Below are 15,830 nucleotides of genomic sequence, written 5' to 3'. Positions count from 1 at the left end.
CGGCCGGACTATGGCGCTTTGACCGCACGAGACGGCCGGGCCGGGTGTCAGGCGCTCGTGGCGTCGCCGTAGGCGCGGCCCAGGGCCAGCGAGAGGGCGGTCAGCCGGTTGGCGGCGCATTCCAGCGCGTCGGCGCGGTCCTCGGTCAGAACGCAGCCGCGATCCGGGCCGCGGGCGCCCATCGCCTCGTTGACCACCATGTCAGTGACGAGGGCCATGCCGCGCAGCTCCGCGACGTGCCGTTCGAGGTCCAGAAGCGCCCTGCGCGGCGCTCGGCGAGGCCCGTCATGCGGCGCCCCGTCGGTCAGGCGCAGCGCCGCGCGCTCCAGGCTGTCGAGGAGGCCGAGGGCGACGCGGACGCGGGTGCTCTCGGCGAGGGCGCGGATGCGATCGTACGGGTCGGCGCTGGTCTCGTCGCGGCCATGAGGATCGCACGCGACACGGGGCCGCCCGGCGCAACGAGGCGCGGGGACGTCGGATTGTGGGGGGGCATCTCGGTTCTCGCAGACGGAGCCGGCCCTCGCGAGGACCGGTGATCGTCGGCCTTTCCAGGGGCGTCGGATCGTGCCGGCGGACGGCGCTGGCACCGGGAGTCTGGAAACACGCCTGCGAAAACGTGCGCCACAGCCTTCGCCCGAAGGCTGTTGTATAGCCGTGGCACTCCCGGCATGATGAGCCGGTCGCAGCCCACGGCGTGGGCGCGGTCGTTACGGCAGCGCAGAGGCCGGCAAGCCGCAGCGCACACCGTCGCAGAACTGAGATGCCAGCCCCGGCAAGGGCCCATCTCGGGAGTTTCCAGGCTCCACCTTCAGCATGACACGAACGCCCCGCGCCCGGCAAGGCAGCGGGGCTTCGTGCTGCGCGCTTCCTGGGTAATTTATGGCACGCCATTTAATCGTTGACGCCTCGATCTTGTGGCGCTACAACAAACCCATGGCGTTCACCTTTCACCCCGCGAAGCGAGACCAGACCCTCCGGGAGCGGGGTATCGACTTCGCGAGCGCCGCGCTCGTGTTCGCCGGCCCGTGCGTCACCTTCGAGGACGACCGCCAGGACTACGGCGAGACCCGCCTGATGACGATCGGGTTTCTCGCCGGCCGCATGGTCATCGTGCTCTGGACCCCGCGCGGTGACGACCGCCATGTTTTTTCGATGAGGAAGGCCAATGACCGCGAGCAAAGAAAATATGGACCGGCCTTCGGATGAAGGCCTCGGCGAGACCGATCTGGCCAAGATGGATGCCCACGACATCACGGCCGAGGAGTACGAGGAGATCCCCGAGCTGACCGATGCGATGATGGCGCGGGCGGTGCCGGGCGACGGGGCGGACCTCGCGCGCCGCAGCCGCGGGCGGCCCCGCGCCGACAACCCGAAACAGCAGGTGACGCTCCGGCTCGACGCCGACGTGATCGAGGCCATGCGGGCGAGCGGCCCCGGCTGGCAGGTGCGGGCGAACGAGGCCCTGCGGGAGCGGTTCAAGCCCTGAGCGTGCGGCACGGGCTGCTCGGTTGGCCCGGCAAGGTGCGGATGGTGATGACGGGTGCCAATTTTCATCCCCCACCCTATTGCCAGCACCACCTGCACTTTTTTACTCAACCAGCACCACCTGCACATTTTTGCCCGAACAGAACCGCCTGCGCTTTTGTGCTTGACCAGCACCACCTGCAAATTTACTTTGCGTGGTACCACTAGCGTCCTTGGCTCGGCGGCGGAGGGCCATGTTATGTCGTCGCTTGAAAAAGTCTTGGAAACGCATTCAAAGGTCGTCGAGGATGGTCACGTCCAAACAGGGGAACTAAAGTATCGATCTTATGCTGTATCTACCCTGCGGGGTGGAGTAGGAAAGTCAACAATCGCATTCAATTTTGCTTATGAATTATCAATACAAAGACCATTGCTTCTCGCTGATATGTGCGCGCAATGTAATCTAACTGAAAATTTGATGAGGGACCAAGATCCCGAAATTACCGTATTAGATACTCTTCAGCCGATATTGTTGGGTCCAGCTTTTGGAAGTATACCCCACGATGCCTCGTATCGTGTTTCAAAATACTGTGACCCATTCAAGATGACGAAGCCTAGCTACCTTATGCCGGGCAATGCTGAATTGTTTGCATTTCCTTCAATGCTATATCAGCAGCTACAAACCGCGCACTCGCAAGGTAATAAGAAGGCGGTCAAGGCGCTGCTGGAGAGTCTAAGAACCATTTTAGATAAGGAGGCGAAAGATAAGCACTCGGAGGGTATCTTGATGGATACTAGTCCATTTTATGCAGGGGGAACTCATATAGCCTGGGCTGCAGCAGATGCGATTATTATTCCCGTACGTGTTGACGAGCATTCGATTGACTAGCTGGAGCTAACACTCGACCTCCTCGACAACCCTTCGAAAGATTTTGGCGTTTGGAATGAACGAGCAGGGGGGAGGACTGCGCCAAGAGTTGCGGCCATTGTGATGACGATGGTGGGCTCGAAAAGTCAGCTTCGAGCAACTCCAGATCGCGCATCTAGAATGTACATTGAACGTGCTATCGACATAGCGGAGAAGCACGCGACGCTGTTCGATTATGCGGATCCAGCGGATGCATTTGTTGTCACAGACGACTTCGTTTCTTCTGGACGTATCAGTGGCGCAGAAAGTATCCCAATATCAAAATTGAAAATTGGCAAGTTTCACAATGTTGAGGGAAAAAGGCTACAAGTAAATTCGTCAGCTCAACGCTATCAAAGAGAGATAGCGTATCTCGTTAGTATACTATAGGGTTGCTCTTATCGCTTCGCAGCCTTCTGAACGTTCTTGGTTCGAAGCTCCTGCGTCATGGCCGCAAACTGCTTCGCGGCGCCCCTTCTCGACCCATCTCGGGCGCAGAGTCGATATCCATGGGCTTGGTTGGGTGGCAATCCTTAAGCTTCCCCTCTGTCGCGAGCGGCCTTGAAGGCGGTGCCTGAAGGTCGTGGTCCGCTTGCTCGCGGGCAACGAGGGCGAAGCGGCTGCCGTGATGCCGGCGACGCCCGAGGGGTAGGCGGACGCGGCCGCGTCGGCGATCCTGCGGACGTAGAGGGTCGTCAAGGCGGCGGCTGGGCCCGCATCGGCCTGAAGCCGGTGGAGGTCACGCCTTCCTCAGCAGCCCCGCGAGCGCCTCGACGCGCTGGCGCACCGGGCCGGTGAGCAGATCGAGGTTGCCGGTCTCGGCCGCGCGGTTCAGGGACAGGGTATCGCACGCGAGGATGACCGCGGGCGGTATCTCCACCGGCCGGGCATCCTCATGCCGCTGGCCGCGCTCGTAGAGCTGGATGGTGGCTCGGGAGAGGCCGAGGGCGGCGGCGGCCTCCGCTTGGCTGTAGCCGAGCGCGAGGCGCCAGGCCTTGAAGTCGTCGGGGGGCATGATACCTTCCAGGCCGCCGAGGGGGGGAGGGGCTGGGCTCAGTGGGAACCGGAACTTTCGTCCCGGTCCCCTTAGTCGCTACTTGAAGATCAGGACGAGGCGCCAACCAAACATCCTGATTTCAATTCGGACTTCGCTGAGCTTCAGTTCCCTCACCCCCTTTCGGTCGTCAGGCGGTGTTGCCTGACACCCTCTTTATGCCAGAAGCCTACTGAGTAGTCAAGTAAAAGGCTGACTCAGTAGGCTTTTTTCGTCCGGGGGGGGCTGGCCAGGGCGCGGCCACCGCCGCCCTGCTCGTCGCCGTGCCGATCTCGGCGCGTGGCGCGTCCGAGCGATCGATGTGCGGCGGCCTCGCCCCGATGATCGGCAGGCTGGCGGACGGGCCGGCCGGGACGGAACAGGTCACCCGCGGCGGCGGCTTCGAGACGATCTGCGCGGCAGCGACGGGGCCTTGAAGACGGCTGCGGCGCGAGCCCGGTCGCCGCCCGGACGCGTCAGGCCATCCGGGCGGCGTTCCGCAGGCGCCCTTCCGCGACGTCCGCGAAAACGGTTCTTGGGTCGCGCCGACCCGGTTCTCGGGCCTCGCGCGCGGTGCGCGCCGTTGTGGCCGGGGCGCGCCTTCGACCAGAGGCGCGGCTCGGACCGGCTCGGGGTGATTCGGTTCGCCGATCCTGTCCGGCCCCATCTTCACGATGGCCGGCGCGATGCCGGCCCCGGTGATCTCCACGGCGTCCATTTCTTGCCGCCGATGGGCGGTCCGGCCGCGCCCATGCCCCCGATCGGCCCACCGTAGCGGCGCCGTTCTCCGCGCACGCCCATCCGAGCGCTTCGGGCGTCATCGGCACCCGAAAGCCGTGCCGCATCGATCCGCGCTTGAGCCGCGGTGCAGCCTGTCGCGGCGGAACCGCCGGACATGGCGCGTGATCCTCTCGCGGGGGGCGGCTACCGGGCGGCCCGGATGAAGCTGCCGGGGGGCAGGAGGGCGGGATCGACGCGCGGGCCGGGGCCGGGGCCGTGAGCCGGCTTGGTCGCCCATTCGCCGTGGATGTTGCGGGCGACGCGCGAGCGGGGCGCCACGAGGCCGATTGCGCGGTTCGCGGTGATGGTGAGTTGCCGCAGCACGAGCTGCAACCGCTCCTTCTCGGCGACTTGGGGCGCATAGAGCGTCGTGGCGATCTTGGTGCGCACCTCGCCGGCCTCGCTCTCGCTCAGGCCCGCGAGATAGGCCGCGTCGCCGGACACCGCGCCGGCCATGCCGGGCCGGGTGAGGTTGGCGGCGATGAACCGCATCCGCTCGCCCGGCGACATGCCGCGCAACGCCGAGCGGATCTCGCTGGCGAGCGCGATCTCGGCCGCGCTCGCGGGCACCTTGGCGTGCGCGGCCATCTGGCGGTCGAGCGCCTCCAGTTCGTGGTTGATGCGCTCGCGGGCCGTGTTCAGCGGCGCCGCCTCATCGATGCGCCGAATGGCGCTCAGGCCGACCTCGGACAGTTGCCGGGTGCGCCCGTACTCGGCGAGGTCGCGGTTGACCTCGACGGCGCCGAGCTTGACGTCGCTGTCGCGCAGGACGTCGCGGATCGCGGCCACCGCGCGGTGTGCGTGGCGGTAGGGCTGCGGGCAGTTCGGGTCGTCCATCTGCGGCCACGTGGTGGACTCGCCGCCCACGTAGCCGATCTGCTGCTCATCGAATTTCGCCACCGTGGCTCTCCTCAGTATAGGCCGACCGTGCGCCCGGTGCGGATGGTCGGCCGTTCGTAGGTGCAGGCGTAGCGGCAGGCGTCGGCGCCGTGATCGGGACCGCGGCTGTCCACGTCGTCGGGCTTGCGCGGGTCGCGGGCGAGCGAAGGCACCGTCTCCCACCAGTAGGCGCAGGCCCGCGACACATAGAGGCCGGGTTTGTCGGGCTGCCCGGCCTGGAGGAGGAGGAGGAGCAGCCGCATCCGCTCCCAATCCGGCGCCCGCAAGCCCTTCGCGGCCTTCGTGAAGGTGACGCCGTGCGCGCGGAACTCGCCGGCGATGGCTCCGTCCTCGCGACCGTCCCGGTTGAAGATCGCGTCGTCGGCCACGCCCTCTGCCCTGATCTGCCAGCCGGCGGCGAACTCGCGGATGCGCTCGGCCAGGACCGGCACCGTGTAGCCCATGCCGCGCTCGACGCTGCCCGACTCGTTCGTGGCGAGCTCGTCCAAGAGCAGGATGGAGCCGCACGGTTAGAACCGCCCGTCCGGGCCGCGCCCGCCTGGCGAGCGGGCCACCATGTAGGTCACGGACGGGGCCGACACGCCGTAATCGTGCGCCAGGAACGGCGCGTCCCAGCCGGCCGGCAGCCGGCCCGGCGCCCACGGCTCGATCATCACGCGGGCCACGTCGAGCACCGTCGAGAAGTAGGCACCGCGGGCGATGGGCCAGTCGCCGTGCTTCCACGCCTTGCCGAGTTCGGGGTCCGTCGCCGTCGCGGCGTCGAGCTGCCGCGCGTAGGCGCCCTGATCGAGGTTGGGGTTGTCGCCGAAGGTGGAGGGGCAGTTGACGAAGGTCCGAACCGGCTCCTCGGTCAGGTAGGGCGTCCAGGGCGCGGCGCGGAAGACGTGGCGCTTGCACAGCCATGCATGGCCCGGGCCGCCGGGGTTGGCCGCCATGACGAAGCGCGGCACGATCGGCAGCGGGGCGCGCAGGCAGGATCGGAGCAGGTCCAGCATCGCCGGGTCGGAATATTGCCCGGCCTCGTCCACCGAGATGAAGGTGAAGCTCTTGCCCTGGTACTTCGCGAAGTCCTGCGCCGTCTCGTACTGGTCGAGCTGCAGCGTCGCGCCGCCGGGGAAGCGGCACAGATGGGTCGAGGCGTTGTAGGTCGCGGCCGCACCGTAGGCCAACCGGACAGGTCGAGCACGATGAAGGTCTTGTAGGTGCCCCACTGCCCCGAGAGCAGCCCCTTGCCCACCTCGCCGATGGGTGTTGTTCACGAGCCAAGCCCGATCGGCCGTCGGGTCGGCGTCGCGGTGCCAGTGCAGCGGGATCTCGCGGTCGGTCGCGCCCGCCCCGCGCTCGTCCCGCCCCCCGTGCCGCCCCTCGCGCCGACGTCCGCCATCCGCCCCGGCGCCGGGCGAGCGCGGGGGCTCGGCCTTGTCGTAGCAGCGCTCGATCTCGCCGCGCAGGCGCCCGGCATACTTGTCGGCCACGCCGCGCGGATGTGCGCCGAGCAGCGCCTCGATGCGCGCGACCGTCCAGCCCAGATCCTTGAGCCAGCACACCGCGTGGTGGAACGCGGCGCTCCGGTCGCCCCCCGCGGCCGGGCCGAGCCGCACCAGCTCGTCGAGGGCGCGCGGCAGAGCCTCCCCGCTGCCGGAGCCCTCGGCGAACCCGCGGCCGGAACCGCCGAATCCGGCATCGCCTACGGAACCCGCCCCATGGCCATCCGCCGCCCACTTGGCCTCCCGCTCCGCCTGCTTGGCCGCCCGCGTCGCCGCGTCGAGCCACGCGACTGTCTCGTCGATGAGCGGGTCGAGGTCGGCGAGTTCGGCCGGCGGATCGTCCAGGCTCTCGCCCGTCACCACGATGTAGCGGCTGGCCGAACGGTAGGTCTCGATCCGGCCGGGCTGCGCGTCCGGCACCGCCTGGTTCCGATGGACGTAGGCGCCGGCGGCCCGGCCGATGATGCGCACGCCCGTGCCGCTCACCGTCACCTCAGCGTAGGAGCTGGCCCGCTCGATCAGCCGCAACGCCCAATCGGCGATCTCGAGAGTCTCCCGATCACGGCAATCGTCGATGTCGAAGGCCGCGAACGCGCTGCCGTGGAGGGCGAAGCCGATCCCGTTCGCGCGTCCCGCCGCGACGGCGCGCGCCGCCGTCGCATAATCGGCCCAGGTCGTCGGGTCTACGACCGATGCATGCCTCCCAGGCCGCGCGGCCTGATAGGGCACCTTCGTCGGATTGCCCTTGCTGTTCAGTTCCTAGCGCCACACGAGCCAACGGCGTTCGGCGGCCAGCGGGGCAAGGACCGGCGGCAGTGCACAATCGGCGATCACAGCCCCTCCTCCCGCGCCCTCGCCTCGAATCGCTGCTCGATCGTGTGGGCGAGCGTGCCGGGTGCCGCGGCCTGCTCGTAGATGGCGCGGCAGACATCCTCGGGGGCGTCGGTGTCCGACCCCTCCAGCACCTGGATCGCGGCGCGCAGGCGAAAGCCGGGACGCACCTGCTTCACGATGGTGCCCCAGCGGAAGCCCGGCGCGAGCGCGGGGGCGGGGCCGCCGACCGAAAGCAGCTCCACCTCCGGCCGGGAGGCCAGCGGGAGGCGGTAGTTGCGTGCGGGGAATCGCTTGAAGAACCGCGCGTCCGCCTCGACGGTCGGTTCGTTGCGGCCCAGGAGGGCGCGGGCGCGGCGGCGATCCGCGCGCGTCGTCTTGGCGTTCATGAGCGATCTCGCAGTGCGGGCACGGGTACGCGGCGGCGGGCGGCGGAAGCCGCGCCGAGGACAGAGGCAGGCATGTCGGCGATCCTCGAAGGAGGGCGCGCCCCGGGCTTCGCGCGGAAGGCCGGCCGGCTCGCGCCGGCCCGGGGCGGTCCCGCGGTGCCCCATGGGCCGCGGAACGGTGTCAGCGGACGAGGAAGGCGCCCGCGTAGGTCGCCAGGACGCGCCGCATCAGGGGCGGCGGCAGGCCGAGCACGGCGGCACTCGCTGCGGCGGCCATGTCAGGGTCGGCCTCGGCGGCGCGCAGGGCGGCTTTCGCCTCGCGCCCATGCGGGCCGGCGACCGTGTGGACGATCTCCAGAAGGGCGCGCAGCCGGGCCATGCGCTCGTCGGGATTGAGGCCGTCCGCCCACGGGCCCCATCGAGCGCCTGCAGGCAGGGACACGTTCAGACCGGCGGGCGGTTGCGCGCGGCAGCTTCGCGCGCGGCGAAGTGCTGGGCCAAGGTGGACTTGCGGGCGCAGACCGTCCGGCCCTGCTTGAAGGTGGGCAGATCGCAGGCATCCTTGAGGTGCCAGCCCTGGCGCTCCGTGATCCCGAGATGCCGGGCGATGGCGGCCATCCCGACTAGGAGGTCGCCGTCGGCCAAAGGTTCAGGCTGCTCTGACATCAGCGCCTCCATGCGCAATCCATGCGAAAGCCATGCGCAACCGAGCGGACGGGAGCCCATGGGAAAGCGTGTAATTTCAGGGGTTTAGGCGTTATGGTATGCGGATAAGGAAAAGCCCCCGGATGGAGGATAAGTTGTTGTAATTAAATGATAAATTCCTTGGGGGCCTGCGCCATGTTGTGGTTCATGTCGTTCATGATCCAGACCGAGCCGCCGTTCAGCAGCACCACGAACAGCACGTCGAAGGCCAGCGCCATGACGTTGTTGGTGTTGTCCGGCCCCGTGGTGATGTGGAGGAAGAACACCAGATGCGCGCCCATCTGGGCGATGGCGAAGACGATCGCCGCGACGGAGATCGCGGGTGCCCAGATGACGTTCATCCGCACCACCGCGAACGAGCCGGCGGTGAGCAGCACGGCGAGCCCGAGGCCGATCAGGGAGCCCCGGATGCCCTTGGCGATGTCCTCCTCGGGGCAGTCCTCGCCCGGCGCGACGTCGGCCCGATGCCGCTTGGAGAGTTCGACGGGTCGGTCGATTCTCAAGCGTTCATTCCGAGCAGGTAGACGGCGCTGAATACCCCGACCCAGACGATGTCGAGGGCGTGCCGGAACAGGGTGAAGCAGGCGGTGCAGCGCAGGATGTCGTCGTGAAAGCTCTCGGTCCGCACCTGCGCCATCATGATGAGCAGCCACAGCAGGCCGATGCCGACATGCAGGCCGTGGCAGCCGACGGGGGTGAAGAACGAGGACAGGAAGGCGCTGCGCGATGCTCCAGCGCTCTCCTTGCCGCGCGGATCGAGACCTGAGCCTCGGCGTAGCGCCGGGCGCGCTCGGCCCCCGCCTCGCGGGCGACGGCCTCGACTTCGCGAACAGTGGGCTGGGAGACCTACGACCTCGCCGCCAGCCGCTCCCTCGACGCGCCGGTGCTCGATCACCTGATCGCCACCATCCGCGAGCGCGCCGGGCGCAGCGGGTTACCGCGCCGCGCGGGGCTGAGGCAGATCGTCCGCCCGCTCCGGCAGCGACATGCCGGAACCGCCCCCCGCACCTGACGTTACCCGGCCATCCCCTCCCGGAGCCGGACGAAACCGATGCCCCCGCTTTCCCGCCCCGCCGCGGCTTTCGCCGCCCTCGTCCTCGTCAGTGCGCCGAGCCTCGCGCTGGCCCAACCCGGCGAGATCAAGGGCCAGGACGTGATGGGCGACAAGAGCCGCAGTGCCAACGACGGCTGGAGCCAGGCGCCAGTGCCGCGTGAGCAGTCCGCGGCCAAGGATGCGCCCGATCCCGGCGGCAGTTCGACGGAAATGAACCGCAACCGGAATGTACCCGATGCTGGATCGAGCGGCGGCAACGGCACCGACCCGCAGCAACCCCTGGAGCACCGCACGCCGGGCCCCTCGGGCCGGAACCCCGCCAGCCCCTCAAAATAAAATAGGCCGCGCACAATCCTCTGCGGCAAAAAATGCCGATGCGTCGGTTCGTAGAGGCACTTGCCTCCGGAGCAGCTTCCTGCGAGCATCTTTTATCAAGAATAGCTCTAACGAGGGTCGGCGATGAACGTGCAGGTATCGCGGCGCGGATTGCTGAAAGGCATCGGCGTCGGCTTGGCGGGGGGCACGCTCGGCGCCCTCGGGTTCGGGGACCTGCAGCCGGCCGCAGCGGCCGCGGTGCGTCCCTTCAAGCTCGCGCAGATGCGCGAGACCCGGAACACCTGCCCCTATTGCTCGGTGTCCTGCGGCGTCATCCTCTACAGCCTCGGCGACCGCTCGAAGAACGCGAAGTCCGCGGTCATGCATGTCGAGGGCGATCCGGACCATCCGGTGAACCGCGGCACGCTCTGCCCGAAGGGCTCCTCGCTGCTGGACTTCGTCCGCTCCGAGACCCGCACCAAGTACCCGATGTACCGTGCGCCCGGCACCGCGGAGTTCAAGCGCGTCTCCTGGGACTTCGCGCTGGACCGAATCACGAAGCTCCTCAAGGAAGACCGCGACAAGAACTTCGTCGCCAAGAACGGCGACCTGACGGTCAACCGCTGGACCACCACCGGCTTCCTCGGCGCCTCGGCCACCACCAACGAGACGGCGTGGCTGACCTACAAGACGGTCCGAAGCATGGGGGCCCTGGTCTTCGATAATCAGGCCAGGGTTTGACACGGCCCATCGGTCGCCAGTTTGGCGCCCTCCTTCGGCCGCGGTGCGATGACCAACCTCTGGATGGACATCAAGCACGCGGACCTCATCACCGTGATGGGCGGCAATGCCGCCGAGGCTCACCCCTGCGGCTTCAAGTGGGTGGTCGAGGCCAAGGCGCATAACAACGCCCGGCTCATCGTCATCGACCCACGCTTCACCCGCACGGCCTCCGTCGCGGACCTCTACTGCCCGATCCGGCAGGGGACCGACATCGCGTTCCTGTCCGGCGTCGCCAAGTACCTGATCGACAACGACAAGCTCCAGCACCGCTACCTCTCGGCCTACACCAACGCCAGCTTTTTGGTGAAGGAGGGCTACGACTTCAGCGAGGGCCTGTTCTCAGGGTATTCTGAGGACAAGCGTGACTACGACAAGTCGACCTGGGACTACGAGATCGGGCCCGACGGCTACGCCGTCGTCGATGAGACGATGCAGCACCCGCGCTCGGTGATGCAAATGCTCAAGAAGCATCTCGCGGTCTACACGCCGGAGATGGTCGAGCGCGTCTGCGGTTCGCCCAAGGAGACCTTCCTCAAGGTCTGCCAGATGATCGCGGAGACCTCATCGCCTGAGAAGACGATGACCTCGCTCTACGCGCTCGGCTGGACGCAGCATTCCAAGGGCTCGCAGAACATCCGCTCGATGTGCATCGTGCAGACGCTGCTCGGCAACATCGGCATGCTCGGCGGCGGCATGAACGCGCTGCGTGGCCACTCCAACATCCAGGGGCTGACCGATATCGGGCTGATGAGCAACCTCATCCCCGGCTATCTCAACATCCCCATCGAGAAGGAGCCGGATTACGCGAGCTATATCGCCAAGCGGCAGTTCAAACCCTTACGCCCCGGCCAGATGAGCTACTGGCAGAACTACAATAAGTTCTTCGTCTCGTTCCAGAAGTCGATGTGGGGCGACCACGCCACCAAGGAGAACGACTGGGCCTACGACTACCTGCCCAAGCTCGACGTGCCGACCTACGACGTCGTGCGCGGCTTCGAGTTGGCGAAGCAGGGCAAGATGACCGGCTACGTCATCCAGGGCTTCAACCCGCTGCTGTCGTTCCCCAACCGGGGCAAAATGACGGAAGCGTTCTCCAAGATGAAGTTCGTCGTGGTCATGGACCCGCTCCAGACCGAGACGGCCCGCTTCTGGGAGAACCACGGCGAGTACAACGATGTCGACCCGTCAAAAATTCAGACGGAAGTCTTTGAGCTGCCGACGACCCTGTTCGCCGAGGAAGAGGGTTCGCTCTCGAACTCGTCGCGCTGGCTGCAATGGCACTGGCAGGCGCAGGAGCCGCCGGGCGAATGCCGCTCGGACATCGAGATCATGGCGGAGATCCATCTCCGCATGAAGGCGATGTACGAGCGGGAGGGCGGTGCGTTCCCCGACCCGATCGTCAACCTCAAATGGGACTACGCCATCGAGGAATCGCCGACCGCGATCGAGTTGGCGCGCGAGCTGAACGGCTACACGCTGGCCCCGATCCAAGATGCCACGGGCAACACGATCCCCGCCGGCAAGCAGGTCGACGGGTTCGCGCAGCTCAAGGATGACGGCTCGACCGCGTGCGGCTGCTGGATCTATTCCGGCTGCTACACCGAGAAGGGCAACATCATGGCCCGCCGGGACAACACCGATCCCGGCAACCGCGGCATCGCGCCGAACTGGGCCTTCGCGTGGCCGGCCAACCGCCGCGTGCTCTACAACCGCGCCTCGTGCGACCCCGAAGGCAAGCCCTGGTCGGAGAAGAAGAAGCTCATCGAGTGGAACGGCAAGCAGTGGGTCGGCTTCGACGTGCCGGACTACGGCGCCACCGTTTCGCCCGACAAGGGCATGGGTCCGTTCATCCTGAACCAAGAGGGCGTCGCCCGGCTCTGGACCCGCGGGCTCATGCGCGACGGGCCGTTCCCGACGCACTACGAGCCGTTCGAGTCGCCGGTTGCCAACGTGGTCTTCCCGAAGATCAAGGGCGCACCCGCCGCCCGCATCTTCAAGGGGGATCTGGCCGACCTCGGCACCTCGGAGGAGTTCCCCTACGCGGCGACGAGCTACCGGCTCACCGAGCACTTCCACGGCTGGACCAAGCACTCGAAGATCAACGCGATCCTCCAGCCGGAGGCCTTCGTCGAGATCGGCGAGGTACTCGCGAAGGAGAAGGGGATCGCCAAGGGCGACTGGGTGCGCGTCTGGTCGAAGCGCGGCTCGGTCAAGGCCAAGGCGGTCGTCACCAAGCGGATCAAGCCGCTGATCTGCGACGGCAAGCCGGTCCACGTCGTCGGGATGCCTCAGCATTGGGGCTTCATCGGCGAGACCAAGAAAGGATGGCACCCGAACTCGCTCACCCCCGTGGTCGGCGACTGCAATACGGAGACGCCGGAGTTCAAGGCGTGGCTCGTCAACATCGAGCGCACGACGCCGCCGGCCGACCGTGAACGGACCGCGTAGGGGGAGCAGCGACCATGGCCGATTACAGCTCCCTCGACATCCGCCAGCGCTCCGCCTCGACCGAGACGGCGCCGGCGATCCGGCACCACGAAGAGGTCGCCAAGCTCATCGACGTCTCCAAGTGCATCGGCTGCAAGGCCTGCCAGGCGGCGTGCGAGGAGTGGAACGACCTGCGCGACGATGTCGGCGTCAATGTCGGTGTCTACGACAACCCCCACGACCTCACGGCGAAGTCGTGGACGCTGATGCGGTTCACCGAGTACGAGAACCCCGAGACCAACAATCTCGAATGGCTGATCCGCAAGGACGGCTGCATGCACTGTTCCGAGCCGGGTTGCCTCAAGGCCTGCCCGTCGCCGGGCGCGATCGTGCAGTATTCCAACGGCATCGTCGACTTCGTCGAGGATCACTGCATCGGCTGCGGCTACTGCGTGAAGGGCTGCCCGTTCAACATCCCGCGCATCTCGAAGGCCGACAACAAGGCCTACAAGTGCACCCTCTGCTCCGACCGCGTCGCGGTCGGTCAGGCGCCGGCCTGCGCCAAAGCCTGCCCGACCGGCGCGATCATGTTCGGCACCAAGGATGCGATGATCGAGCAGGCGCATGACCGGGTCGAGGACTTGAAGTCCCGCGGCTTCGATCACGCTGGCCTGTACGATCCCAAGGGGGTCGGCGGCACGCACGTGATGTACGTGCTGCACCACAACGACAAGCCGCATCTCTACAACGGCCTACCGGACGACCCGAAGATCTCGCCGCTCGTCGCCTTCTGGAAGGGCGGGGCCAAGATGTTCGGTCTCGCCACCATGGGCTTCGCGGCGGTCGCGGGCTTCTTCCACTACGTCACCGCCGGCCCGAACGAGGTGGTGCCGGAGGAGGAGGAGGAGGCCATCGACCTGAAGGAAGGCCGCGAGCATCGGGGATCGGGCGACGACCGCCCCTCCGCGTGAACGAGCCGGGACGCGCTCAGTAACTTGGAGCGCGTCCCAAATCCGAGGCGTCAGTCGAAGATGGCCCCATGACCATCCATCAGGATATTCGCGACGGCGAGTCCCGTCCGCTTCGGGAAGTGAAGCCCGAACCGCAGAAGGTGCTGTACGTCCCGCGCTACACCGGGCTGCAGCGCGTGAACCACTGGATCACCGCGATCCTGTTCACGCTGCTGACGCTGTCGGGGTTGGCGATGTTCACGCCCTACCTGTTCTCGCTCACCGGCCTGTTCGGCGGCGGACAGGCGACGCGGGCGATCCATCCGTGGTTCGGCGTGGCTCTGATGGTGAGCTTCGCGCTGCTGTTCGTGCGCTTCTGGCGCCTGAACCTGCCCAACCGCGACGATGTCGAGTGGTCGAAGCGCATCGGCGACGTGGTCACCAACCGCGAGGACCGGCTTCCCGAACTCGGCAAGTACAATGCCGGGCAGAAGGGCGTGTTCTGGGGCCAGACCGCGCTGATCTCGATCATGTTCGTCACCGGGCTGGTGATCTGGGACCAGTACTTCTACCCGCTCACCACCATCGAGACGAAGCGCTGGGCCGTGCTCGCTCACTCGCTCGCCGCCGTGATCGCCATCGCGATCATCGTCGTGCACATCTATGCCGGCATCTGGGTGCGCGGCACCGGCCGGGCGATGGTACGCGGCACGGTCACCGGCGGCTGGGCCTATCGCCATCACCGCAAGTGGTTCCGCCAGATCGTCGGCGAGCGCCCGGTCAAGACCGGCTCGGTCGACAAGCGCGGACACTGATCGGAGCATCATTCTTTGGCTCGTTTCTTCAAGCGTACGCCCGCGCCCTCCGGTGCGGGCGAATCTGCGTCCGAGGCCCAGCCGCGCGACATCCAGCCCGATCCCGACCGGATCGGCATTTCCGGCTCGGTCCCGTTCGTGCGCCTGCCCGATCCGTCGCGCCTGTTCGCCGACCGGGCGAAGCGGTTCGCGGCGCTGGCGCCCGAGCATCCGCTCGGCGCCTATCTCGATTTCCTGGCCCGCCTCGCGCAGGCGCAGGCCAAGGTGCAGGCCGAGCATCCGTTCACGCCGGCCCTGCCCGAGGATGGGGCGCTGCGTCTGGAGCACGGCATGCCGGCTTTGCCCCGCAACGTCGTGACCGACGACCCGTCCTGCCTCGCTTGTATCGACGCAGTGCTCGCAGTGGTCGATCTCGATGGCGCCCCGGCGGCGACACTGGCCGCCCTCGATGCGCTTCGCGCCATGACTTCGGAAGAGCGCCTCGATCTGGCCGGCCAGATCTTCGAGGGCGCGATTCCCGTCGAGCGGATGGCGGAGTGCGTGTTCGTCGCCGCCGGCCTTCAGGTCTATCTCGCGGCGTGCGCCGCCGTCCTCGACGCCAAGGCACTGAAGCCCGTCGCCGACGGTGTCTGCCCGTGCTGCGGCGGGGCGCCGACCGCGAGCCTGATCGTGAACTGGACGCCCGCCGACAAGGCCCGCTACCTGTCCTGCTCGCAATGCGCGACGCTGTGGAACCACGTCCGCATCCGCTGCACCGCCTGCGGTTCCGGCGAGGGCGTCAGCTATTACGGCCTCGACGAGGTGTCGAAGGACGTTCAGGTCGAGACCTGCACGGCCTGCCACAGCTACCTCAAGCACCTGCACCAGCATCGGGACGCGGCCCTCGACCCGATCGCCGACGACGTCGCCTCCTACGGCCTCGACCTGAAGATCGCGGAAGAAGGGTTTCGCAAGGCCGGGCTGAACCTGCTCTTCGTGGGCTGACGCGCG

18 protein-coding genes and 1 pseudogene are annotated in these 15,830 nt (G+C 67.2%); 9 read left to right on the top strand and 10 right to left on the bottom strand.

Annotated elements, in window-relative coordinates:
* Positions 1 to 47: 47 nt before the first annotated feature.
* Positions 48 to 218: a hypothetical protein gene (locus ASG52_RS27375; RefSeq protein WP_156384023.1), complete on the bottom strand. Its 171-nt coding sequence runs from the start codon at positions 216 to 218 to the stop codon at positions 48 to 50.
* A gap of 715 nt (positions 219 to 933) precedes the next feature.
* Between ASG52_RS27375 and ASG52_RS18225 the strand changes: the two genes are divergently transcribed.
* Genes ASG52_RS18225 through ASG52_RS27960 form a run of 3 tightly spaced genes read left to right on the top strand, consistent with a single transcriptional unit; the run spans position 934 to position 2,353 of the window.
* On the top strand, positions 934 to 1,206 hold the full coding sequence (locus tag ASG52_RS18225) for a BrnT family toxin (RefSeq protein WP_056246383.1): 273 nt from the start codon (positions 934 to 936) through the stop codon (positions 1,204 to 1,206).
* On the top strand, positions 1,187 to 1,486 hold the full coding sequence (locus ASG52_RS18220) for a BrnA antitoxin family protein (protein ID WP_502691083.1): 300 nt from the start codon (positions 1,187 to 1,189) through the stop codon (positions 1,484 to 1,486). Before ASG52_RS18225 ends, ASG52_RS18220 begins: the two co-directional genes overlap by 20 nt.
* 54 nt (positions 1,487 to 1,540) lie before the next feature.
* On the top strand, positions 1,541 to 2,353 hold the full coding sequence (locus ASG52_RS27960; protein ID WP_200945633.1) for a ParA family protein: 813 nt from the start codon (positions 1,541 to 1,543) through the stop codon (positions 2,351 to 2,353).
* Positions 2,354 to 3,110: 757 nt separating this feature from the next.
* On the opposite strand, the gene ASG52_RS18215 is transcribed toward ASG52_RS27960, so the two are convergent.
* The 9 genes and pseudogenes from ASG52_RS18215 to ASG52_RS28445 form a co-directional block, all read right to left on the bottom strand.
* Positions 3,111 to 3,386 (bottom strand): helix-turn-helix domain-containing protein, encoded by a 276-nt coding sequence (locus ASG52_RS18215; RefSeq protein ID WP_082552630.1) that lies wholly within the window; start codon positions 3,384 to 3,386, stop codon positions 3,111 to 3,113.
* 942 nt (positions 3,387 to 4,328) lie between these two features.
* Entirely contained in the window at positions 4,329 to 5,084 is a 756-nt protein-coding gene (locus tag ASG52_RS18210; protein WP_056246378.1) for a hypothetical protein, read from the bottom strand.
* An 11-nt stretch (positions 5,085 to 5,095) separates the two neighbouring features.
* Positions 5,096 to 5,572 (bottom strand): terminase large subunit domain-containing protein, encoded by a 477-nt coding sequence (locus ASG52_RS18205; RefSeq protein ID WP_056246375.1) that lies wholly within the window; start codon positions 5,570 to 5,572, stop codon positions 5,096 to 5,098.
* Between the two features lie 21 nt (positions 5,573 to 5,593).
* Positions 5,594 to 7,300 (bottom strand): hypothetical protein, encoded by a 1,707-nt coding sequence (locus ASG52_RS27955; protein WP_056246372.1) that lies wholly within the window; start codon positions 7,298 to 7,300, stop codon positions 5,594 to 5,596.
* A gap of 101 nt (positions 7,301 to 7,401) precedes the next feature.
* Complete coding sequence (locus ASG52_RS18195) at positions 7,402 to 7,791, bottom strand: hypothetical protein (RefSeq protein ID WP_056246369.1); 390 nt, start codon at positions 7,789 to 7,791, stop codon at positions 7,402 to 7,404.
* Between the two features lie 181 nt (positions 7,792 to 7,972).
* Positions 7,973 to 8,170, bottom strand: a complete 198-nt coding sequence (locus ASG52_RS18190) for a hypothetical protein (protein WP_056246365.1) — start codon at positions 8,168 to 8,170, stop codon at positions 7,973 to 7,975.
* Positions 8,171 to 8,235: 65 nt separating this feature from the next.
* A complete protein-coding gene (locus ASG52_RS18185; RefSeq protein ID WP_056246608.1) occupies positions 8,236 to 8,457 on the bottom strand; it encodes a hypothetical protein in 222 nt (73 codons plus the stop codon).
* A 143-nt stretch (positions 8,458 to 8,600) separates the two neighbouring features.
* Positions 8,601 to 8,999, bottom strand: a complete 399-nt coding sequence (gene cyoD / locus ASG52_RS18180) for a cytochrome o ubiquinol oxidase subunit IV (RefSeq protein WP_286159096.1) — start codon at positions 8,997 to 8,999, stop codon at positions 8,601 to 8,603.
* A pseudogene (locus tag ASG52_RS28445) lies at positions 8,996 to 9,229 on the bottom strand (cytochrome c oxidase subunit 3); the annotation flags it as partial. The gene cyoD and the pseudogene ASG52_RS28445, both read right to left, overlap by 4 nt.
* Before the next feature lie 99 nt (positions 9,230 to 9,328).
* On the opposite strand from ASG52_RS28445, the gene ASG52_RS27700 reads away from it, so the two are divergent.
* From ASG52_RS27700 to fdhE, 6 genes are all read left to right on the top strand, one after another.
* A complete protein-coding gene (locus ASG52_RS27700; protein ID WP_162250010.1) occupies positions 9,329 to 9,508 on the top strand; it encodes a lysophospholipid acyltransferase family protein in 180 nt (59 codons plus the stop codon).
* 39 nt (positions 9,509 to 9,547) lie between these two features.
* Positions 9,548 to 9,886, top strand: coding sequence for a hypothetical protein (locus tag ASG52_RS18170; RefSeq protein ID WP_056246363.1), 339 nt, complete (start codon positions 9,548 to 9,550; stop codon positions 9,884 to 9,886).
* A gap of 123 nt (positions 9,887 to 10,009) precedes the next feature.
* Positions 10,010 to 13,096 (top strand): formate dehydrogenase-N subunit alpha, encoded by a 3,087-nt coding sequence (gene fdnG, locus ASG52_RS18160; protein ID WP_082552629.1) that lies wholly within the window; start codon positions 10,010 to 10,012, stop codon positions 13,094 to 13,096.
* A 14-nt stretch (positions 13,097 to 13,110) separates the two neighbouring features.
* A complete protein-coding gene (gene fdxH / locus ASG52_RS18155) occupies positions 13,111 to 14,046 on the top strand; it encodes a formate dehydrogenase subunit beta (RefSeq protein ID WP_056246356.1) in 936 nt (311 codons plus the stop codon).
* A 68-nt stretch (positions 14,047 to 14,114) separates the two neighbouring features.
* Entirely contained in the window at positions 14,115 to 14,840 is a 726-nt protein-coding gene (locus tag ASG52_RS18150; protein ID WP_082552628.1) for a formate dehydrogenase subunit gamma, read from the top strand.
* Positions 14,841 to 14,855: 15 nt separating this feature from the next.
* Positions 14,856 to 15,824: a formate dehydrogenase accessory protein FdhE gene (fdhE, locus tag ASG52_RS18145; RefSeq protein ID WP_056246353.1), complete on the top strand. Its 969-nt coding sequence runs from the start codon at positions 14,856 to 14,858 to the stop codon at positions 15,822 to 15,824.
* The last annotated feature ends 6 nt before the right edge of the window (positions 15,825 to 15,830 follow it).

The sequence above is a fragment of the Methylobacterium sp. Leaf456 genome (assembly GCF_001425465.1).
GTDB lineage: Bacteria > Pseudomonadota > Alphaproteobacteria > Rhizobiales > Beijerinckiaceae > Methylobacterium.
Note: the sequence above shows the minus strand (reverse complement) of the source record. Positions and strands in the feature narration are given on the sequence as shown.

Bases quoted from the DNA above. Each gene is read 5' to 3' on its own strand.
- ASG52_RS18190 (WP_056246365.1), bottom strand. From the start codon at position 8,170: ATGGCCCGGCTGCGCGCCCTTCTGGAGATCGTCCACACGGTCGCCGGC.
- ASG52_RS18195 (WP_056246369.1), bottom strand. From the start codon at position 7,791: ATGAACGCCAAGACGACGCGCGCGGATCGCCGCCGCGCCCGCGCCCTC.
- ASG52_RS18215 (WP_082552630.1), bottom strand. From the start codon at position 3,386: ATGCCCCCCGACGACTTCAAGGCCTGGCGCCTCGCGCTCGGCTACAGC.
- ASG52_RS18220 (WP_502691083.1), top strand. From the start codon at position 1,187: ATGGACCGGCCTTCGGATGAAGGCCTCGGCGAGACCGATCTGGCCAAG.
- ASG52_RS18185 (WP_056246608.1), bottom strand. From the start codon at position 8,457: ATGTCAGAGCAGCCTGAACCTTTGGCCGACGGCGACCTCCTAGTCGGG.
- fdxH (WP_056246356.1), top strand. From the start codon at position 13,111: ATGGCCGATTACAGCTCCCTCGACATCCGCCAGCGCTCCGCCTCGACC.
- ASG52_RS18170 (WP_056246363.1), top strand. From the start codon at position 9,548: ATGCCCCCGCTTTCCCGCCCCGCCGCGGCTTTCGCCGCCCTCGTCCTC.
- ASG52_RS18150 (WP_082552628.1), top strand. From the start codon at position 14,115: ATGACCATCCATCAGGATATTCGCGACGGCGAGTCCCGTCCGCTTCGG.
- ASG52_RS18225 (WP_056246383.1), top strand. From the start codon at position 934: ATGGCGTTCACCTTTCACCCCGCGAAGCGAGACCAGACCCTCCGGGAG.
- ASG52_RS27375 (WP_156384023.1), bottom strand. From the start codon at position 218: ATGGCCCTCGTCACTGACATGGTGGTCAACGAGGCGATGGGCGCCCGC.